Source organism: Luteolibacter sp. SL250, assembly GCF_026625605.1.
Lineage (GTDB): Bacteria > Verrucomicrobiota > Verrucomicrobiia > Verrucomicrobiales > Akkermansiaceae > Luteolibacter.
On the sequence record NZ_CP113054.1, the window covers coordinates 3,775,251 to 3,792,098 of the forward strand.

The 16,848-nt window shown below is 64.7% G+C and carries 17 protein-coding genes; 10 read left to right on the plus strand and 7 right to left on the minus strand.

Features of this window, described 5'->3' with window-relative positions:
- Window positions 1-467: 467 nt before the first annotated feature.
- The 3 genes from OVA24_RS16335 to OVA24_RS16345 are packed head-to-tail and all read right to left on the minus strand — an operon-like array spanning window position 468 to window position 2,535.
- Window positions 468-728, minus strand: coding sequence for a DUF3601 domain-containing protein (locus OVA24_RS16335; RefSeq protein ID WP_267671053.1), 261 nt, complete (start codon window positions 726-728; stop codon window positions 468-470).
- A gap of 27 nt (window positions 729-755) precedes the next feature.
- Window positions 756-1,001: a hypothetical protein gene (locus OVA24_RS16340; protein WP_267671055.1), complete on the minus strand. Its 246-nt coding sequence runs from the start codon at window positions 999-1,001 to the stop codon at window positions 756-758.
- A gap of 43 nt (window positions 1,002-1,044) precedes the next feature.
- The gene (locus OVA24_RS16345) at window positions 1,045-2,535 is read right to left on the minus strand and encodes a protein adenylyltransferase SelO (protein WP_267671057.1); all 1,491 of its coding nucleotides are present in this window, start codon (window positions 2,533-2,535) and stop codon (window positions 1,045-1,047) included.
- A gap of 216 nt (window positions 2,536-2,751) precedes the next feature.
- Between OVA24_RS16345 and OVA24_RS16350 the strand changes: the two genes are divergently transcribed.
- On the plus strand, window positions 2,752-3,195 hold the full coding sequence (locus tag OVA24_RS16350; protein ID WP_267671059.1) for a hypothetical protein: 444 nt from the start codon (window positions 2,752-2,754) through the stop codon (window positions 3,193-3,195).
- A gap of 258 nt (window positions 3,196-3,453) precedes the next feature.
- Here OVA24_RS16350 and OVA24_RS16355 read toward each other — a convergent pair whose 3' ends face one another.
- On the minus strand, window positions 3,454-3,804 hold the full coding sequence (locus OVA24_RS16355) for a ribbon-helix-helix protein, CopG family (RefSeq protein WP_267671060.1): 351 nt from the start codon (window positions 3,802-3,804) through the stop codon (window positions 3,454-3,456).
- Between the two features lie 190 nt (window positions 3,805-3,994).
- Between OVA24_RS16355 and OVA24_RS16360 the strand changes: the two genes are divergently transcribed.
- The 5 genes from OVA24_RS16360 to OVA24_RS16380 all read left to right on the plus strand — a co-directional run bounded on the left by OVA24_RS16360 (window position 3,995) and on the right by OVA24_RS16380 (window position 8,125).
- Window positions 3,995-4,267 carry a hypothetical protein gene (locus OVA24_RS16360; RefSeq protein ID WP_267671062.1) on the plus strand — a complete coding sequence of 91 codons (273 nt, stop codon included), beginning with the start codon at window positions 3,995-3,997 and terminating at the stop codon, window positions 4,265-4,267.
- Between the two features lie 399 nt (window positions 4,268-4,666).
- Window positions 4,667-5,125: a hypothetical protein gene (locus tag OVA24_RS16365; protein WP_267671063.1), complete on the plus strand. Its 459-nt coding sequence runs from the start codon at window positions 4,667-4,669 to the stop codon at window positions 5,123-5,125.
- Between the two features lie 345 nt (window positions 5,126-5,470).
- Entirely contained in the window at window positions 5,471-6,055 is a 585-nt protein-coding gene (locus OVA24_RS16370; RefSeq protein WP_267671065.1) for a 3'-5' exonuclease, read from the plus strand.
- A gap of 321 nt (window positions 6,056-6,376) precedes the next feature.
- Window positions 6,377-7,363, plus strand: coding sequence for a hypothetical protein (locus OVA24_RS16375; RefSeq protein WP_267671067.1), 987 nt, complete (start codon window positions 6,377-6,379; stop codon window positions 7,361-7,363).
- 36 nt (window positions 7,364-7,399) lie between these two features.
- A complete protein-coding gene (locus OVA24_RS16380) occupies window positions 7,400-8,125 on the plus strand; it encodes a P-loop NTPase family protein (protein ID WP_267671068.1) in 726 nt (241 codons plus the stop codon).
- A gap of 206 nt (window positions 8,126-8,331) precedes the next feature.
- Here OVA24_RS16380 and OVA24_RS16385 read toward each other — a convergent pair whose 3' ends face one another.
- Window positions 8,332-9,519 (minus strand): hypothetical protein, encoded by a 1,188-nt coding sequence (locus OVA24_RS16385; RefSeq protein WP_267671069.1) that lies wholly within the window; start codon window positions 9,517-9,519, stop codon window positions 8,332-8,334.
- Window positions 9,516-10,844: a hypothetical protein gene (locus OVA24_RS16390; protein ID WP_267671070.1), complete on the minus strand. Its 1,329-nt coding sequence runs from the start codon at window positions 10,842-10,844 to the stop codon at window positions 9,516-9,518. The genes OVA24_RS16385 and OVA24_RS16390 overlap by 4 nt, the downstream gene beginning before the upstream one ends.
- Before the next feature lie 508 nt (window positions 10,845-11,352).
- Here OVA24_RS16390 and OVA24_RS16395 point away from each other — a divergent pair.
- Complete coding sequence (locus tag OVA24_RS16395; RefSeq protein WP_267671071.1) at window positions 11,353-12,228, plus strand: PEP-CTERM sorting domain-containing protein; 876 nt, start codon at window positions 11,353-11,355, stop codon at window positions 12,226-12,228.
- 311 nt (window positions 12,229-12,539) lie between these two features.
- Here OVA24_RS16395 and OVA24_RS16400 read toward each other — a convergent pair whose 3' ends face one another.
- Entirely contained in the window at window positions 12,540-12,860 is a 321-nt protein-coding gene (locus tag OVA24_RS16400; protein ID WP_267671074.1) for a hypothetical protein, read from the minus strand.
- Window positions 12,861-13,476: 616 nt separating this feature from the next.
- Between OVA24_RS16400 and OVA24_RS16405 the strand changes: the two genes are divergently transcribed.
- From OVA24_RS16405 to OVA24_RS16415, 3 genes are all read left to right on the plus strand, one after another.
- On the plus strand, window positions 13,477-13,815 hold the full coding sequence (locus OVA24_RS16405; RefSeq protein WP_267671075.1) for a hypothetical protein: 339 nt from the start codon (window positions 13,477-13,479) through the stop codon (window positions 13,813-13,815).
- Between the two features lie 25 nt (window positions 13,816-13,840).
- The gene (locus tag OVA24_RS16410; protein WP_267671076.1) at window positions 13,841-14,335 is read left to right on the plus strand and encodes a terminase small subunit; all 495 of its coding nucleotides are present in this window, start codon (window positions 13,841-13,843) and stop codon (window positions 14,333-14,335) included.
- Between the two features lie 336 nt (window positions 14,336-14,671).
- On the plus strand, window positions 14,672-16,264 hold the full coding sequence (locus OVA24_RS16415; RefSeq protein WP_267671077.1) for a hypothetical protein: 1,593 nt from the start codon (window positions 14,672-14,674) through the stop codon (window positions 16,262-16,264).
- Window positions 16,265-16,848: the final 584 nt, after the last annotated feature.

Sequence of the window (16,848 nt, forward strand, 5' to 3'; positions counted from 1 at the left end):
CCGTGGTCTGGCGATCCGTGCGAGGTGTAGCGAAGCTCGTGAGAGCTTCGGCGGGGTGGATGTCTGTTGGATGACGGTCGTCGGTTTTCCGTGGGCTTCCCCACAGCCGAAGGTCTCACGACCTTCGCTACTCCCGTATGCGGATGAAAATTGGAGGGGCGCACGCCGATGCGCCCGTTTGGTGGAGTTGGACGACGTTTGGCCGATGAGGAGGGCGCATCGGAGTGCGCCCCTCCGTGCGTGCGAGGTGTAGCGAAGCTCGTGAGAGCTTCGGCGGGGTGGATGTCTGTTAGATGACGGGCGTTGGTTTTCTATGGACTTCCCCACAGCCGAAGGTCTCACGACCTTCGCTACCCTTGCGGGTGCACATCCACATTGCACGTCCTCCCTGCCACTCTTGATTTCAACGTTCAATGTTGGACGTTCAATGTTCGATGTTCCCCTGAACGACTTCCGCTACCCAGGAATCACTCCCCCACCCGCTCGATGTATTCGTGGAAGTTGTCGATGATGGGGCCTTGCTCCTCGGGGTAGTCCTGGAGGCGGATGCCACGGTCGGCTCCGTCGCGCTGGATGAAGAGGGTCAGCCCGGCATCGTAGGGCAGGAAGCTGTGCGAAAGGTAGCGCCACGTCTCGCCGGGGGGATGGTTGGTGCCGTCGAAGTCCACGAAGTCGCGGATGACCCGGTAGGTGCCGGGCGGAATGGTGAAGGCGTTGAAACGGGACATGGTATAAGAGCGGGAAGTTTTCAGTTTTCAGTTCTCAGTTTTCAGGGAAGAAAGAAAGCTTATCTTGGTGCCCTTTGCGTATCTTCGCGCCCTTTGCGGCTTTGCGGCTTTGCGGCTTTGCGGCTTTGCGGCTTTGCGGCTTTGCGGCTTTGCGGCTTTGCGGCTTTGCGGCTTTGCGGCTTTGCGGCTTTGCGGCTTTGCGGCTTTGCGGCTTTGCGGCTTTGCGGCTTTGCGGTAGGTCTTTTGTATTTCGCCAATGCCGCCGGTGGACAAGAGTGTCCACCCTCCTTACTCGGGACAGAAGTGTTCACCGTTCTCAGGTGCCGCAGTAGGTGACGTATCTTTCGCCATCGGCGGGGGGCGGGGTGCGGTAGAGTTCGGGGACCTGCCCGTGGGCGAAGGGGTTTGAGATGACTTCCAGGAGGGCGTGGAAGGGCTGGAGATCGCCATCGGTGGTGGCGGCGGCGAGGGCGTGTTCGACGAGGTGGTTGCGCGGGATGACGGCGGGGTTGCTGGCGGCGCGGAGGGCGATGGATTCGTCCAACGTCTGCGGCTGGCGGGTGAGGCGTGCCTGCCAGGCGGTGTGCCAGGTGGTGAAGGCATCGTCGGTGGAGAGGTGGGTGTCCGCTGTGGAGAGGGCGGCGAAGGTGTTGGTGAAGTCCTGCCCCGCATCCGCCATCCACTGGAGGAGGGCGTGGATGAGGGAGAGGTCGTCTTCCTCCGCGCCGAAGAGGCCGAGCTTTCCGCGCATGCCGGCGAGCCACTGGTCCTGATAGCGGGGCTGGAAGCCGTGGATGGAGCCGGTGGCCAGATTGATGGCGTCCGTCTGTTCCTCATGGATGAGGGGAAGGATGGCTTCGGCGAAGCGGGCGAGGTTCCACCCGGCGATGGAGGGCTGGTTGGCGTAGGCGTAGCGGCCGCGGCGGTCGATGGAGCTGAAGACGGTGGCGGGGTCATACGTGTCCATGAAGGCGCACGGGCCGTAGTCGATGGTCTCTCCGGAGAGGACCATGTTGTCGGTGTTCATGACGCCGTGGACGAAGCCGACCATCATCCAGCGGGCGATGAGGTCCGCCTGGCGCTCGACGACTCCATCGAGCAGGGCGAGCGCGGGGTTCGCGGCGCCCACTTTCTCCGGGAAATGGCGGGCGAGGGTGTAGCGGGTGAGGGCCAGCAGGGCGGTCCTGTCTTCCGTGGCGGCGACGTACTGGAAGGTGCCGACGCGGATGTGGCTGGCGGCGGTGCGGGTGAGGACGGCACCGGGCAGCGGGCCGTCCTGGCGGTGTACGGCCTCCCCCGTAGCAACGACGGCGAGGCTGCGGGTGGTGGGGATGCCAAGCGCCTGCATGGCCTCGCTGATGAGGTACTCCCTCAGCATGGGGCCGAGCGCGGCGCGGCCGTCCCCGCCACGGGAGTAGCGGGTGCGGCCGGGGCCTTTGAGCTGGATGTCATGGCGGTTGCCGTCCGGCGCGATCTGCTCGCCAAGAAGGATGGCGCGGCCATCGCCGAGGTTGGTGAAGTTCCCGTACTGGTGGCCGGCGTAGGCCTGGGCGAGCGGGGCGGCGCCGGGCGGCGGGACGTTCCCGGAAAGGAAGTCGGTGGCGTTTTCCGCGAGGGCATCGGGATCGAGGCCGAGCGCGATGGCCAGCGGGCGGTTGAGGATGACCAGCTCCGGGGCCTCCACAGGGGTGGGCAGGATGGACTGGTGGAGATCCTCAGGGAGCGCGGCGTAGGTGTGCTCCAGCCGCCAGCCACCGGGGCCGGATGGGGTGGATGGATCTGCGGGCGCGGACTCTGGGGAACTCATGCGGCAAAGGTCGCGCAGGATGGGGAGACGTCGAGGAAGAAAGGCCTCCTGCGGAGGAGTGCCGAGTGATCAGTGATCAGAATGGAGCTGAGCGACATGGACGCCAGCGAAGCGGCGCCCGGAGGGATGATGGATCAGAATTTCCCTTTCCGCCGCCGGATCATCAGATAGGATCCGCTGAAAATCCGTATGATCCCTGCCGGTTCACGCTCTTTGATGCTCCGCCCCGTGATTGTCGCGGCGGTGCTGCTGCTTCACGTAGCGGACGGCACCGAGCAGCCCCCTCTCGTCCATCAGGTCGGGCCTGGAAATGACCTGTCCGGACTGATGCCGGAGAATCCTGGATATATTGTTTCCGGGACTTCCTGCTTCGCCATCGAACACCGGACGGAATATTTGAGGGGTCAGGAAATCGGATTGACCCGCGCCCACATGGGAAAGCGGGAATGGATTCCCATCCTGGAGGAAACGGCCGATGGGAAGCCTTTCGTGCCCCCCGCCGGATTCCGGACGATCCTGCTCGAGGGCCAGCGGATGACCCCGCAGTTGAGGGCGGAGATCCAGGGTTTCAACGCCGGGATGCTGCACACGCACTATGTGAATGTTTTCAGGGCCAGAAGGGAGAAAGAAGCGGGAGAGAAAAAGGCAACGGGCAAGTGACCGCTGCGGACGGCGATCAAACAGGGAGAGAGGGAAAGGAAGGCAGTCCTCCGGATTGCCTCATCCGCAACGGAGAATTGAGCAGTGGAAGATGAGAAAGATCAGCCTCTTCCGTTTCATCGTCCCGGCACTGATTTGACTCCGCCCTCCGGCGGATCCCTCCGGGCAGCGCTTCGCTGGCGTCCATGTCGCTCCGCTCCATTCTGATCACGGATCACCCGGCACTCTCCGCCGGGGCCATCACTCCCCGCAGGGGCTTCATTTCGCCATTTCGAGGAGTTCCTTGAGGAGGGCTTCGCCGGTTTTTTCGACGGCGGCTTCGTCGGCTTTGCCGACGGTGTCCTTGACCCACTGGCGGAAGGATTGGGGCTTGGCGGGGTTGCCGGCCTCGGCGCGGGTGCGGATCTCGCCGATGACGCGCTCCCGGTCCTTGTGCGGGAGGGCGAGGATGCGGGAGGTGAGCGGGAAGTCCCCGCCGACCATGCCGCTGTAGAGGATGAGGTGGCGCATGACTTCCGAACGGGAGATGCCCAGGCGGCGGGCGGTGGCGTCGAGGATGGCGACTTCATCCTCACAGAGGGCGACGGAGGTTTTGCAGTTCTGTTTCATGGCGGAAATGGGGCGGGAATGGAGGTGTGGATGGGCTGGCGGTGTGGGTGGAATAAGGCTTCGCGGGGTATTTGTTGCAGTAGTCCGAACGGTAGGAAGAGGTGTCTCAAATGAGGGCTGGCAGGGCAAGAAAAAATACTGTTCATTTGAACTCACAACGAACGAACAACCTCTCACCCGACCGACCGCCATGAGCCGCAGATACCTGAAACTGTCCCGCCACCATGCCTTCACCGGAGCCGCCGCCGCGCTGGCCGGGGTGCTGGCAACGACCGCCTGCTTTGTGAACGCGATCTCCGAGCGCCCGGCGTGGGCGATCATGGCGGGGTGCGGGGTGGCGCTCTGCGCCTTTGCCGCGGTGCTGGAGTTCTGCGAGTGCGTGCGGTGCCTGCGCATCGCCGCACGGTGGGACAAGTGGGACCGCCGGGATCTGCCGCCGCACGAGGCGCTGCCGCGGTTGTGATCCACCGGGGGCCGCGGCGTGACAGGTGCTCCGGCTCACGCCCGCCCCTCTCTCCTTTGATCTTTTCCCTCCCTGTTCCGCTCCGCCGGACATGGGTTGCCGACTTTCTCCAAACTCCCCCTCCCCCCGGGCCTCTCCCCGGTCATCCGCACCTCCCTCGTTCATCGGGAGGAAAGAAAGGCGGATGGCCGGCGGATCCGGAGGGACTTTCCAACCAAACCCCAAACCCCTCCCCTGCCGCGGGTATGCTGGCGGGGGGGATGCCGTTCAGGATTCAGGATCGCTTGGCCAAATGTTGAAGACGCCGGTCTGGAGACCAGCGCTCCCAGCGCCTCTCCGATGAGCTGTGACCGGTTGCAGTCCGCTCGCCCTCTTTTTTCACCTCCTTACTTTTCTCCCATGACGACGTTATCCCTCATTCCGACAACGGATCTGCTGCAGGAGCTGCAACGCCGCGGCGCCGCCGCTGGTCCATCAACAAAGACGTCCCCGCCGCCGCTGGGAAAGCTGCCGCCGCTGGTGGTGGCGGTGCTGCAGGTGGTGGAGCGCGTTTTCCGCATCCCGCAGGATGATGTGCTGGGCCACTGCCGGGAGGAACACCTGGTGAAGGCGCGCTTCGCGGCGTGGCTATTGCTGGCGGACCAGGGGATGACGCGGCTGGAGACGGCCCGTGCGTTCCAGAGGCAGGATGTGGGGACGATCCGCCACGGCTGCCTGCGCGGACGGGAGCTGGTGCGCGGGGACAAGAGTTTCGCCCGCGCGATGTGGGATGCCTACCAGGCGCTCCAACGCCGCACGGAAAAGCCAGCCCGGAAGGCGCGCGGCAGGTCCGGCGCACCCGGCGGGGATGGTCCGTGAATCTCCCCAATTTCCCTTCCCTGATGCCCGTGCCATTCCGGTTGGGCGGAAATCCAGGAGGCAGGTGGTGGCGGACGCCATAACACCCTTCCGCCACCTCCCCGGTTCCGCCGCCTGTCTGAATGTCCCCCAGCCGGAATCGCACGGGTATCAGGAGGGGGAGGGTTTGCTGGTTTTCAGTGTTCAGTTTTCAGGAAGAGAACGGAGGTGGACTGCCGCCGTTCCGAGGCTGGATGCGGTCCATGAAAACACGCTGCCATGCACTCCCCTCCCCCCGGGGTGTCATCCGCCCTGTCTTCCCTGAACACTGAAAACTGAAAACTGAAAACTTTCGCCCCCTCCACCATGACCCCCACCACCACTCCTCCGCCTGCTCCTTCCTTGAAACCATCGTCTGTTAGAAAATCCCCCCACCACATCCTGCTGGACATCGAGGCGCTGGGGGTGCGGCCCGGCAGCGCGATCGTGCAACTGGGTGCGGTGGCGTTCTGCCCGCGCACTGGGGCTCTGCTGGGGGAGGCGTTCCACCGCCACATGCTCCCGCACGCGAAGCTGCACACGGAGCTGCGGACGCTACACTGGCACACGGAGCGCGGGACGTGGCCGCCCGCGCCTCCGGCGGAGCCGGTGACGCTGGAGGAGGCGCTGGCGGAGTTCTGCCGCTGGGTGGACGACACGGGCCGCCCGCATACGTGGTGGTCCTGGGGCAGCACCTACGACTTTCCGCTGCTGGACGCGGCGTGCCACGCGCTGGGCCGCGAAGCCCCGTGGGCCTACTGGCAGACGGCCTGCGCTAGGACGGTGTGGCGGATGGCGTTCCCCTACGGAAAGACGGCGCCACGGCCGCACCACGCGCTGGAGGACTCCATCGCCGCGGTGAAGGATCTTTACCTGGCGCTGGGGGAGATGAAGCCCCCGAAGGGGGAGTGATGCCCCCTTCGGGGGAGTGCCGGGTGAGCAGTGATCAGAATGGAGCGGAGCGACATGGATGCCAGCGAAGCGGCACCCGCAGGCACCCGCCGGAGGGCGGAATCAGATCAGTGCCACGACGATGAAACGCTCCATTCTCCGCTCTCTCTCACACCGCTCTCTCTCACACCGCTCTCTCTCACACCGCTCTCTCTCACACCGCTCTCTCTCACACCGCTCTCTCTCACACCGCTCTCTCTCACACTGCTTTCTCACACTGCTTTCTTCCACTGATCACTGATCACTGATCACTCGGCACTCCCCCGCAGGGGGCTACTCTTCATGCACGCATTCATCAAATCCTCATTCTGGGCGGACAGCCACATCGAGAACATGCCACCGGACCAAAAGCTGGCGCTGGTGTGGCTGATGACGAACGCAGGGCGGGACGGCTGTGGGTTCACGGCGATCACGCCGCGCCGCTTCACGTTCGATACGGGACTGCCGGTCACGGTACTGGAGGAGGCGTGCGCGGCGACGTGCGGGTCGATCCTGGTGCTGCCGGGGAATGTTTATTTCGTCCGCGCGTTCATCCGCCACCAGTTCTGCCGGGGGGACTCCCTCTCACTGAAGAACAATGTGCTCCGCGCGGTGGTGAAGCAGGCACGCAGGCTGCCAGCGGCGCAACAGGAGGCGTTTTTCACGGAGTATCCGGAGCTGGCGGATGGCCAGGGTGGTGCGCCGGCAGAGGCTTCATTCCACCCTGCCCCGCAAAGCACGGAAGCCCTTCCTGACCGTGGCGCAGCCCTCCCGCAGTCCACCGAAGCCCTTCCCGGAAAAAATGAACCCCTATGGAAAGGGAATGGTACGGGAGAGGAAGAGGATGTGGAGAGGAAGGAGGGGACGGAGGCCCGCGCCGTACCAAAGCAGCGAGATGACCGCGCAGCTTCCACCATGGATGCCGTAGTTTCCGCGGATGATGCGGCGCGGAAGCCGGATGCGGTGTCGATCGCGGCCATGTATCCGCGCCGGCAGTCGGTGCGGGAGGCGGTGGAGCAAATTTCCCGGCACATCCGGAACGGGGTGGATCCACAGGTGATCGCGGACGGGACGAGGGCGATCGCGGAGGTGATCCGGCAACTGCCGGGCGGGCACCTGAACGCGTATGTGCCGTCGGCGGGGAAATTTTTCGAGAACCGCCGCTGGGAGGATGATCCCCGGACGTGGCTGCGGCTGACTCCGGCAAAGGGGCACCACACGGTCCGCAACGGCGCGCCGCCGGAGAAGCTGTCCCTGGGGGGCAGGACGGGGAGGACGATCCGGATTTGAGGAGGATCCAAGATCCAAGATTCAAGATTCACTACCATGACTACGACGACGACAACGACGACATGCCATACGTGTGGCGCGCTTTTTCCTTATGAGCCGATCCTTTGCTTCGGGCGGGATCTGGGGGCGCACCTGGGGAAGGAATGCCCGGCCTGCCAGGCGCGGGCGGAGAAACAACGCCGGGAAGAGAAGGAGGAGGAACGCATGCAGCAGGCCTACCAGATGCTGTGCGCGACGCTGCCGCCGGACCTGCGGGCGACGGAGGAGGAACACCCGGAGTTCAACCGCGCGCTGTGGCGGGTGGTGGGCCGGTGGCATCCATCGGCGGGGCAACGGACGCTGGGGATCATCGGCCCGGCGGCGCGGTGCAAGACGCGGGCGCTGGCGCTGCTGGCGCGCCGGGTGATCAGCGGCGGGACGCGGGTGTGCTGGACGTCCGCGGTGCGGCTGAAGGACGCGGCGCACGACCGCATGTCCCGGGAGCGGGAGATTTCCGCGCTGGCGCGGGAGCACCTGCGCGAGTGCCTGACGGCGCCGTGGCTGTTCCTGGATGACCTGGGGAAGAACGAGTGGACGGGCGCGTTCGAGAGCCAGCTTTTCCAGATCCTGGACCATCGGCTGAACCACCACCTGCCGACGGCGTGGACGGCGAATGACCACCCGGAGGCATTCCTGCCGGTGATCTCCCCGCTGAACGCGTCGCCCATCATCGGCAGGTTGCTGGACCGCTGCACGATGGTGGATTTGCGGGAAAGGGAGTGAGGAACATCGAACATCGAACGCCCAACATCGAACGTTGAAGTGAAGATGGCGGGTGGGATCGGTAAGGTCGCGGCCTTTATAAAGGGGAGGACTGGTGGAGAGGGAGGCCCGGGGGGAGCGGCGGCGGGTGATGAGGGACTGGCTCTGGATCTCCGTGGACTTCCCCACCGCCAAAGGTCGTGAGACCTTCGCTTTCAGGACCTACGCTACTCCTGAGTGGCACGCTTGATGCGCTGGACTTCATCCGCGGTGAGGGAGAAGCGTTGCTGGAGGCGCGCGGCGGTGCCCTCTCCATCCCAAACGGAGCCCTCCACCATCCATTTCAGGAGGGGGATCAACTCCTGCCGGGGGAGCTGATCCATGACGGGATAAAACACTTCCTTGCTGACATGGATTTGCCCCTGGATGTAGTCACGGACATCCGCTGGCGGCAGATGGGAGCAGAAGCGCGTGAGGGCCTCACCGGAGACGCAGAATCCGAGAATTCCAACGTCGAAGAGTGCGGCGCGTGCCTCAGGCGGCAGATCCGCCACCTTTCCGCCGAGCCAGTCCATGCCTGCCAGCTCCCCCTCCCTCCCCACGACGCCCTCCACGAGGTCCGGCAATATGCGCTCAAGAGGCTGCCACCCGGATCCCACCTCCGTGGACAAGGTGTCCTTCACAGCATCCCACGCGGCGTCCGGCTGGCGGTAGGACCACTCCTTGAAATAGATCTCACCTTCTTCCAGCCTTCCTTCCGCATGGACTTTCGCGAAGTCGAAATCGGCGGCGAACTCCACCGCCCGAGGGCTGGAGAATGGATCCATCCTGTCCCGCTCCGGCATGAGGGCGGCGACGTGCAGGAAGTCATCCGCATTCCGCCCGGCGGCTTCCTTCATGGCCGCGGACAACCATGACTCGTCCACCGGCTGCGGGAACTTCTCCAGGAGACTCATGGCGGATTCCCAGTCCGCGTAGATGTGGAGCAGCATGATGGCCGAGACGGCATTCTCGCGTTCCTCCGGTTCCGGCCAGCGGGAGACACGCTCCAGTGCGGCGGCCCCTTCCCTGCGGTAGAGCTCAGCCAACGCAGCGTCCGCGACGGTCCGGTGGTCCGACCATCGTCCGGTCGCGCGGTTCTTTTCCATCTGTTCCCGTGCGAGGGCATCCAGGTTCCCGATGTCCAGCCGTTCCATGCCGGGGCGCAGGAGCTTTCCGGAGTCCCCACGGTCAACGGTGGCGCGGAGGCGGGCGAGGTATCCCCTTTCCTCCGTGGCTCCATTTCGAGAGCGCCGATCTACCATGGATCCAGTATTTCCAGGCGCATCATCCGCGGATGACGGGATGGCCCTGCCCGCGAGGACACCGGCAGCGATGAGCGGAATGGCCGAAAGGAGATGGAGACGCGGACTCATAGGACGGTGAGACGTTTGATGCGGGAAACGATGGCCTCCGCGCGGTCTCCCTGCGCTCCCCACTCCGACAGGCGTTCACGAAGCAGGCGCTCGGCATCCAGCCTTCCCTGGGCCGTGACCGGCGAGAAAGGATCATCCAGGAACTCGGGTCCGTTGGCGCGCATCTCCCCGGATGGTGCCATGTTCTCCAGCAGCCGCAGGCGTTCCCCGGCGTCCGGCACGGATTCCAGGGCTTCCAATCCCTTCTCCAGATGTTCACGCCGGCCGGTGAAGACTCCCTGGGCAAAGGCGTCCCGCAGCGCGGTCCGCACGGCAGGTGTCCGCGCGGCGGAGAGGGAGGCATCCACATCCATCCAGCCGCCGGTCACGAGAAATACGGCATTCACCTGGATGAATGTCCGGAGCTGGCCGGAGGATAGCGTATCCAGCTTTCCGACCAACCAGGTCACCTCTTCCACGGTATCCGGCTTCAACTGGATGAGGCTTGGCCCATACTCCTGTTTCTCCATCATCCAACGGAAGGCGGCATCCCGGTCATGGTTCATCCATTGTGAGATGATGGATCCTTTTATCTCACCCCCGGAATGGACATTCCTCTCCAGCGAAAGTCCGTCCAAGAGCACGGCATAGCCGAATCCAGGAGGGAACCGCAGGCTTTTCACCGCCATCGAATCCGGGTCGACAGCGAGAAGCTTCCTGACGAGGGGAAGAAGGGCATCCACCCCCTGCTGCATCTCTCCGCGGAGCACCGTAAGTTCCAACGAGAGGAAAGGCGACCGTTCGTAGCGGTACAACTCGGGCCGCTCCGTAAGGAATTCCAACAGCTCCCTGCCGCGCACCGGAGGAAGGAAGGAAGACGAGATGATGCCGGTGATGGTGACCTGCCGCTGGCGGTCGAGCCACGCGAGGGCGGCGGCGATGTCACGGCGGGCGTAGGATTGAAACAGGATGTTGAGCATACCCTTCGCGTCCGACGACGGACGGCGGAGATCCTCCACGGCCTCATCCAGTCCGGCGAGGAGTTCCTGGTCCGTCCAGTCGTGGAAGAGATTATCGGGAGCCCCATCGCCATCCGCGCCCATCTGGTCCTCCTTCAGCAGGCGGATGAAGCCGTCACCATCGACGGGATGGCCGGCGGATGTGGGATCAGCGGGGCGTCTGCCGCCACCGGCGGGTGGGAACCGCCGGGTCTCCAGCGCGTGGATCTCCGCACGCTGCGCGGCGGATGTTTTCCCGCGCCGTGCTCCATCGACGGACGCCCACCCGGCGACCACGCCGAGAAGAGGGTAGAGGAGGAATGGCAGGACTTTCCGCGCGGTTGGCATTCCACCATGGAGATAGGGGATGAACGGCGCGGTGCCAAGATCCGTGTGCGGCGGGTGGCGAGCTACCGTGGCTGGGGGGAACATCGAACATCGAACGCCCAACATCGAACGTTGAAGTGAAGATGGCGGGTGGGACTTTCCCGGAACGAAGGGCTTTCTCCGTAACGAGGGACCGCCCGATCTTTCCAGTGGCTGGCCTTCGGCGGAATCCTCCGCCAAAGCGACAGAGGACTGCCGCACTCCATGACGCTGGCGCGACGGTCCGCTGCCTTTACAAAGGGGAGGACTGGTGGAAAGGGAGGCCCGGGGGGAGCGGCGGCGGGGTGTGTGGGTGATGGGAGGGCGGCTCTGGTTGTTGGCGGACTTCCCCGCTGCCGAAGGTCTCACGGCCTCCTCACCCTCACGACCTCCGCTGCGCAGGCCATCCTAACCATCCGGGGAGTGGCGTGAAACGGACATTCCGGCTTTCCTCCCCACGTCCGGAAACTTCCTCCAAACCATCTGAACCATGAAAAGCCTGTCCCGATTCATTTCCTTCGCGCCGCTCGCGGCGGTGTGCCTTTCGTCCGCTGATGCGGCGATCCTGTTGACGGATAATTTCACGGATGGAAACCTGACGGGAGGCACGGACAACAGCGGCATCGCGTGGTACGCCCGGAGCGGTAACGCGACGCTGGGCATTGCCAATGATCCGAGCCCGGGCTTCGGCACAGGGAACGCGCTGGTGATGGAACGCGCGGGGGCAGGAACGATCGTGAACCGCGGGATCATCGGGGTCCTCACGAACGGAATCACACTTTCCAATCCGGGGGACACGGTGACGCTGAGCTTCAGCTTCCGTTTCACCACGACGGCCAGCTCCACCTCTCCGTTCAGCGATACGGAGGGTTTCACGTTCGGCTTCTACAACTCGAACGGCACGCCGGTTTCCGCCAACGGCAGCTCGGCATCCGACAATGATCTCGGCTACCGGGCGGAGTTCGGCTCTGGCACGGACTCCTGGGTGGGGATCGCGAGGGAAGCGAACTTTACGACCGCCGCCGGTGGCGTGGGAACCGGCACGGACGGGGTGCAGATGACGGTGGTGGATCCGGTGGCGGTGTCCATCGGGGACTTCCTGCCGCGCACGGGGTCGATCACGCTGACCTACAACTCCCCGACGGACATGGGGATCTCCGTGAGCTACAACGGGAACGTGGTGGGGACGGCCACGAACAACGCGCCGATCACGACGTTCGACGAGGTGGTCTTTTCCCAGGGCGGCGGCAATGGCTTCCTGCTGGATAACGTGGTGGTGACGTCCAATGTGCCGGAGCCGGGATCCGTGGCGCTGATGGCGCTGGGTGGCGTGCTGTGCGCGGCGGGCTACCGCAGACGGAAGTGAGCGGGCGGCCGGGCGGGCCGGAAAAGCCGCTTTCAAGCCCCGCGCGGGCGCTTTCCGTGATAATGCGGTGCCATCTCCGTCAAGATACCGATTTTCTTGGTATCTGCTAGGAATGCCCGGGATGGTGAACTGCTTTGGCCATTTTAAAGGATGTCATCTTCCTGACTTTTCTCGGTGTCATCATCACCCTGGCGTTGATGTTCGCGTGATTTCCCGGAAACAGGACCGTGGGATTTCCCCTGGGGGAGATTCCTCCCGCGAACCACGGGCCGGGCGGAAGGAAAATGAACCGGCGGTGACGGGCGGACGGCTCAGGCGTCCGCGGGAAATTTTTCCTGCGCGCGCTGGAGGAGCCCGGCGAGGGCGGTGACGTGGGAGGCGATGAGGCGGTTGTAGCCTTCGTGCTCCGAGGGGAAGAAGACGCGGATCTCCGCGAGGCGGCGCTCGAGGTTGCCGATGGCGGAGAGGGCCTTTGCCCGGCCGTCGAAGTCGAGGCGCTTCGCCTGGCGGATGGAGGCGGTGAGGTTGAGGATCTTCGTCCGCTGGCCGGTGGACACGGCGGGGTCCGCGAGGTCATATTCCGCCAGGTAGGCCTGCATGACTTCATCGTCCTCCTCGAAGGTGTAGGGCATGGCCTTACATGGGGCCGGGAGAGGGCGGGTGCAAGGGATATTGGGGGGATGGGTGGGAGTGGGAGCGCTTTTCCATGGTTTCGGATTTTCCCGTTCTTTGCGTCTCTTGGCGATCTTTGTGACTTTGCGGTGGATCTTTCGTGTTCTGGTTTGCCCTTGCTCCGGGTTCCGGTTGCCGCCGAAGGACAGGAATGGCGGCGCAGCGGAGATGATGGTGAGTTGACAGGACCCGGCGGAACACAATCTCCCACTCCGAAACTCCAGATCTACGTTGTTCCACTTCTTTGAACCCTCTCCCTCCTTTTGCGCCCTTTGCCACCTCCGCGGCTTTGCGGTGGATCATTCGTAATTCGCCAATGCAGCCGGGGACAAGAATGGGAGCCCAGCGGACATGGCGGTGGGTTGATTTGCCTGTGCTCTGGGTTCCGGTTGCAGCCGAGGGACAGGAGTGTCCCTCCTCCTTACTGAACAAATGCTGAACATCCGCGGCTCGCGCGCGCGTGTGGGGCGGGGTAGGATGGGGGCACTTCCTTTTCCGGCACTACGGCGTTTCCCGTAGTTGGGGCGCGCACCTTCCAGCGCACCCCCTCCCCCACCCGCCCGCTCCAGCCCTGTCATGCCCGCCCGACGCCGCGCCGCCGCCCCATGCCCGACCGCCCACCCGGACCCGGTGGCGCTGGCGGCGGCGCTGACGGTGGAGAACGTGTCGCTGGGCGCGTTCGCGGTGATGACGGCGCTGCTGCGCACGGGCGGGAGGATGCGGCTGGTGCCGCTGTCCACCCAGGTGGGGCAGTCCTACTGGGCGGTGCGCAACAACGTACGACGGACACCGTACTTCGAATACACGGAACTGCCGGGGAAGAAGCTGGAGGTGGCGATCACGGAGGAGGGCCGGGAGAAGTCCCGCAGGATCCTGAAACGCGTGACCGACTTCGACCGCTGGAGCGCCCCCTGACCCCCACCCTTTCCCCCACTCCACCATGTCCGCCACCGATGATGCCCCGCAGCCGCCGAAAATGCCACGCCACCGCCTGTTCGCGGACCGGGTGCTGGCGGGTGACTGCCTGGTGACGGCGTATCTGGCGGCGGGCTACAAGGGGACCAGCGCCACGGCGCGGCCCCACGCGTCCAAGCTGCGCAAGCGTCCGGAGGTGGCGGCCTACATCGACGCGGTGCAGGCGCGCGCGGCGGATGAAAGCACGCTGACGCTGCTGGAGATCCGGCGTTTCCTCGCCCGCATCGTCCGCACGCCGTTGACGGCGCTGGACCCGGAGGGCGGGCGCGACGCGGACCTGATCAAGAACATCGCCAGGACGTCCTCCTCCACACGGCTGGAAAAGCTGGATCCACTGAAGGCGATCGAGATGGACCTGAAGCTGTCCGGCCAGGACCCGGAGACGAGCCTGCTGAAACAGATGGCGCGCGCACTGGAAACGCTGCCAAAGCACGGGCCACTGCCGGAAGACGTGCTGTAGGAACATCGAACATTGAACGTCCAACATTGAAATTTGAAGGAAGAGGAGGTTGGGGGAAATCGCCACCGTCGCGACAGCGTCATGGAGTGCGGCAGTCCTCTGCCGCTATCAGCAGCGGGATGATCCACCCTATCAGAAATGGTCTCCGCTGCATCACACGCCTCCGCGTTATCCTGAGGTTTGTTGCTTCCTCCCATGTTCATCTCTTCCCCCAAAGCGGCAGAGGGCTGCCGCACTCCATGACGCTGTCGCGACTGAGGCGATCCCACCCGCCTTTTCTTCACTTCAACGTTCGATGTTGGACGTTCGATGTTCGATGTCCACCTCTCATAATCCATGAATCTTTCCTCAACCCCGCTGGCGTCACGTGCGTGGCGGCTGAACCATCTCTACACGATCCGGGATGCGGACGGGGTGCTGATCCCTTTCCGGCCGAATGTGGCACAGCGGGCTTTCTACAACCGGATGTGGTACTGCAACCATGTGCTGAAGGCGCGGAAGCTGGGGTTCTCCACGTTCATCGAGGTGCTGAATGCGGATGACCTGATCTTCACGCCCGGCGGGCTGACGGCGGGGATCATCGACTACACGATCGAGGATGCGGAGGCGAAGCTGCACATGCTGCGGACGGCGTGGGAGCACCTGGACAACGGGGACATCCACCCGGAGACGTGGCGGCTGGGCAGGCTGGTGAAAAAGGCGGTGCCGCTGCTTTCACCATCGGCACGGAAGCTGGCGTTCGGGAATGGATCGGTGGCGCGGTGCTCGACCTCGCTGCGCGGGACGACGCCGCAGCGCGTGCATATTTCCGAACTGGGGAAGACGGCGATCTGGGCGCCGATCAAGGCGCGGGAGATCATCAACGGGGCGTTCAACGCGCTGACGCCGGGGAATGTGCGGAACATCGAGAGCACGCACGAGGGCGGAAAGATGGGCGAGCATTTCCGCCTGCTGAACAACGCGATGCGCCATGACGACGGGAACCTGACGAGCATCCAGAGCCGCTTCCACTTTTTCCCGTGGTGGCAGGACCCGCGCTACACGCTGCCGGCGGGGCGGCACGCGCTGCGGCCGGAGACGGAGGCGTATTTCCAACAGCTCCACGCGGAGCACGGCATCACCTGCACGGCGGGGCAGATGCTGTGGTACGATCACAAGCACCTGGAACAAGGACACGGTATGAAAAAGGAATTTCCATCGACAGCGGGCGAAGCGTTCCAGGCGATCCATGAGGGCGCGATCTATGGCAGGCAGATGGCGGACCTGCGCGTGGCGGGGCGGATCTGTGACTTCGGCATGGAGGCGCAGCACCCGCTGTTCACGTTCTGGGACATCGGGCTGTCGGACTACTCCGCGCTGTGGCTGATCCAGCCGGTGGGGCGGTGGTTCCTGGTGCTGGATTGGTTCGAGGCGGAGGGCCTGCCCGGGTCCGCGCTGCCGGACCAGATCCGGAAGTGGGAGGCGAAGTGGCGCCGGCCCATCTCCGCGCACCACCTGCCGCACGATGCGGAGACACGCGACCGCGGGACGGGGAAAACGTACGTGAGCGAGCTGCGCGCGGCAGGGTTGGACAACATCGTCGTCATCCCGCGCACGCCGGATGTGTGGCTGGGCATCGGCTACGTGCGGGATCTGCTGCCGCATTGCTGGTTCCACCGGACGCACTGCGACACGCCGCGCAACGCGGATGGTTCCCCGCACGACGCGGCGGCGGACACGCAGGAGGACTACCCCAGCGGTGTCGCCTGTCTGGAGGGATACCAGCGCGATACCTCCCCCGGCGGCGCGCACAAGCTGCGCGAAATGCCGAAGCACGATGTGTTCTCCCACAGCGCGGATGCGTTCCGGACGTTCGCGGAAGCGTGGAGACGGGGGTTGGTCGGGGCGGTTGGGGGAGAGATGGAGAGAAGGCCGCGGGCGGTGAGGTGAGGGGGGGGGTGATGCCGATGCGCACTTTTTGTCAGGTGGGTTATCGTGCGGACTTTCTGCCTGAAGCGGCGGGGCGTGCCTTTCCGTGGTGGGACGTTGCCCGTTGTTCTGTCTCAGATGGGGTGCGGGAGCGGGCGGAGTCGCGGGGCGGCGGTGGATCTCCCCCGCCGTCGTGGCGCAGCCACGACGCTACTCCACGGGCAACGACGCTAGGCTGTGTAGCGGCATGGCTGCGCCATGACGGCTGGGTGGGCGTCGTAGGACGTTCGCGCTTGCTCTTTCTCAGATGGGGTGCGGGAGCGGGCGGAGTGGTGGGACGGCGGTGGATCTCCCCCGCCGTCGTGGCGCAGCCACGACGCTACTCCACGGGCACGACGCTATTCTGCGTAGCGGCATGGCTGCGCCATGACGGTTGGGTGGGCGTCGTAGGACGTTCGCGCTTGCTCTTTCTCAGATGGGGTGCTGGAGCAATGGAGCGGCGGGGTGGCGGTGGATCTCCCCCGCCGTCGTGGCGCAGCCACGACGCTACTCCACGGGCAACGACGCTACCGGGAGATCGCCGAAGAATGCGATTGTGGGATGTG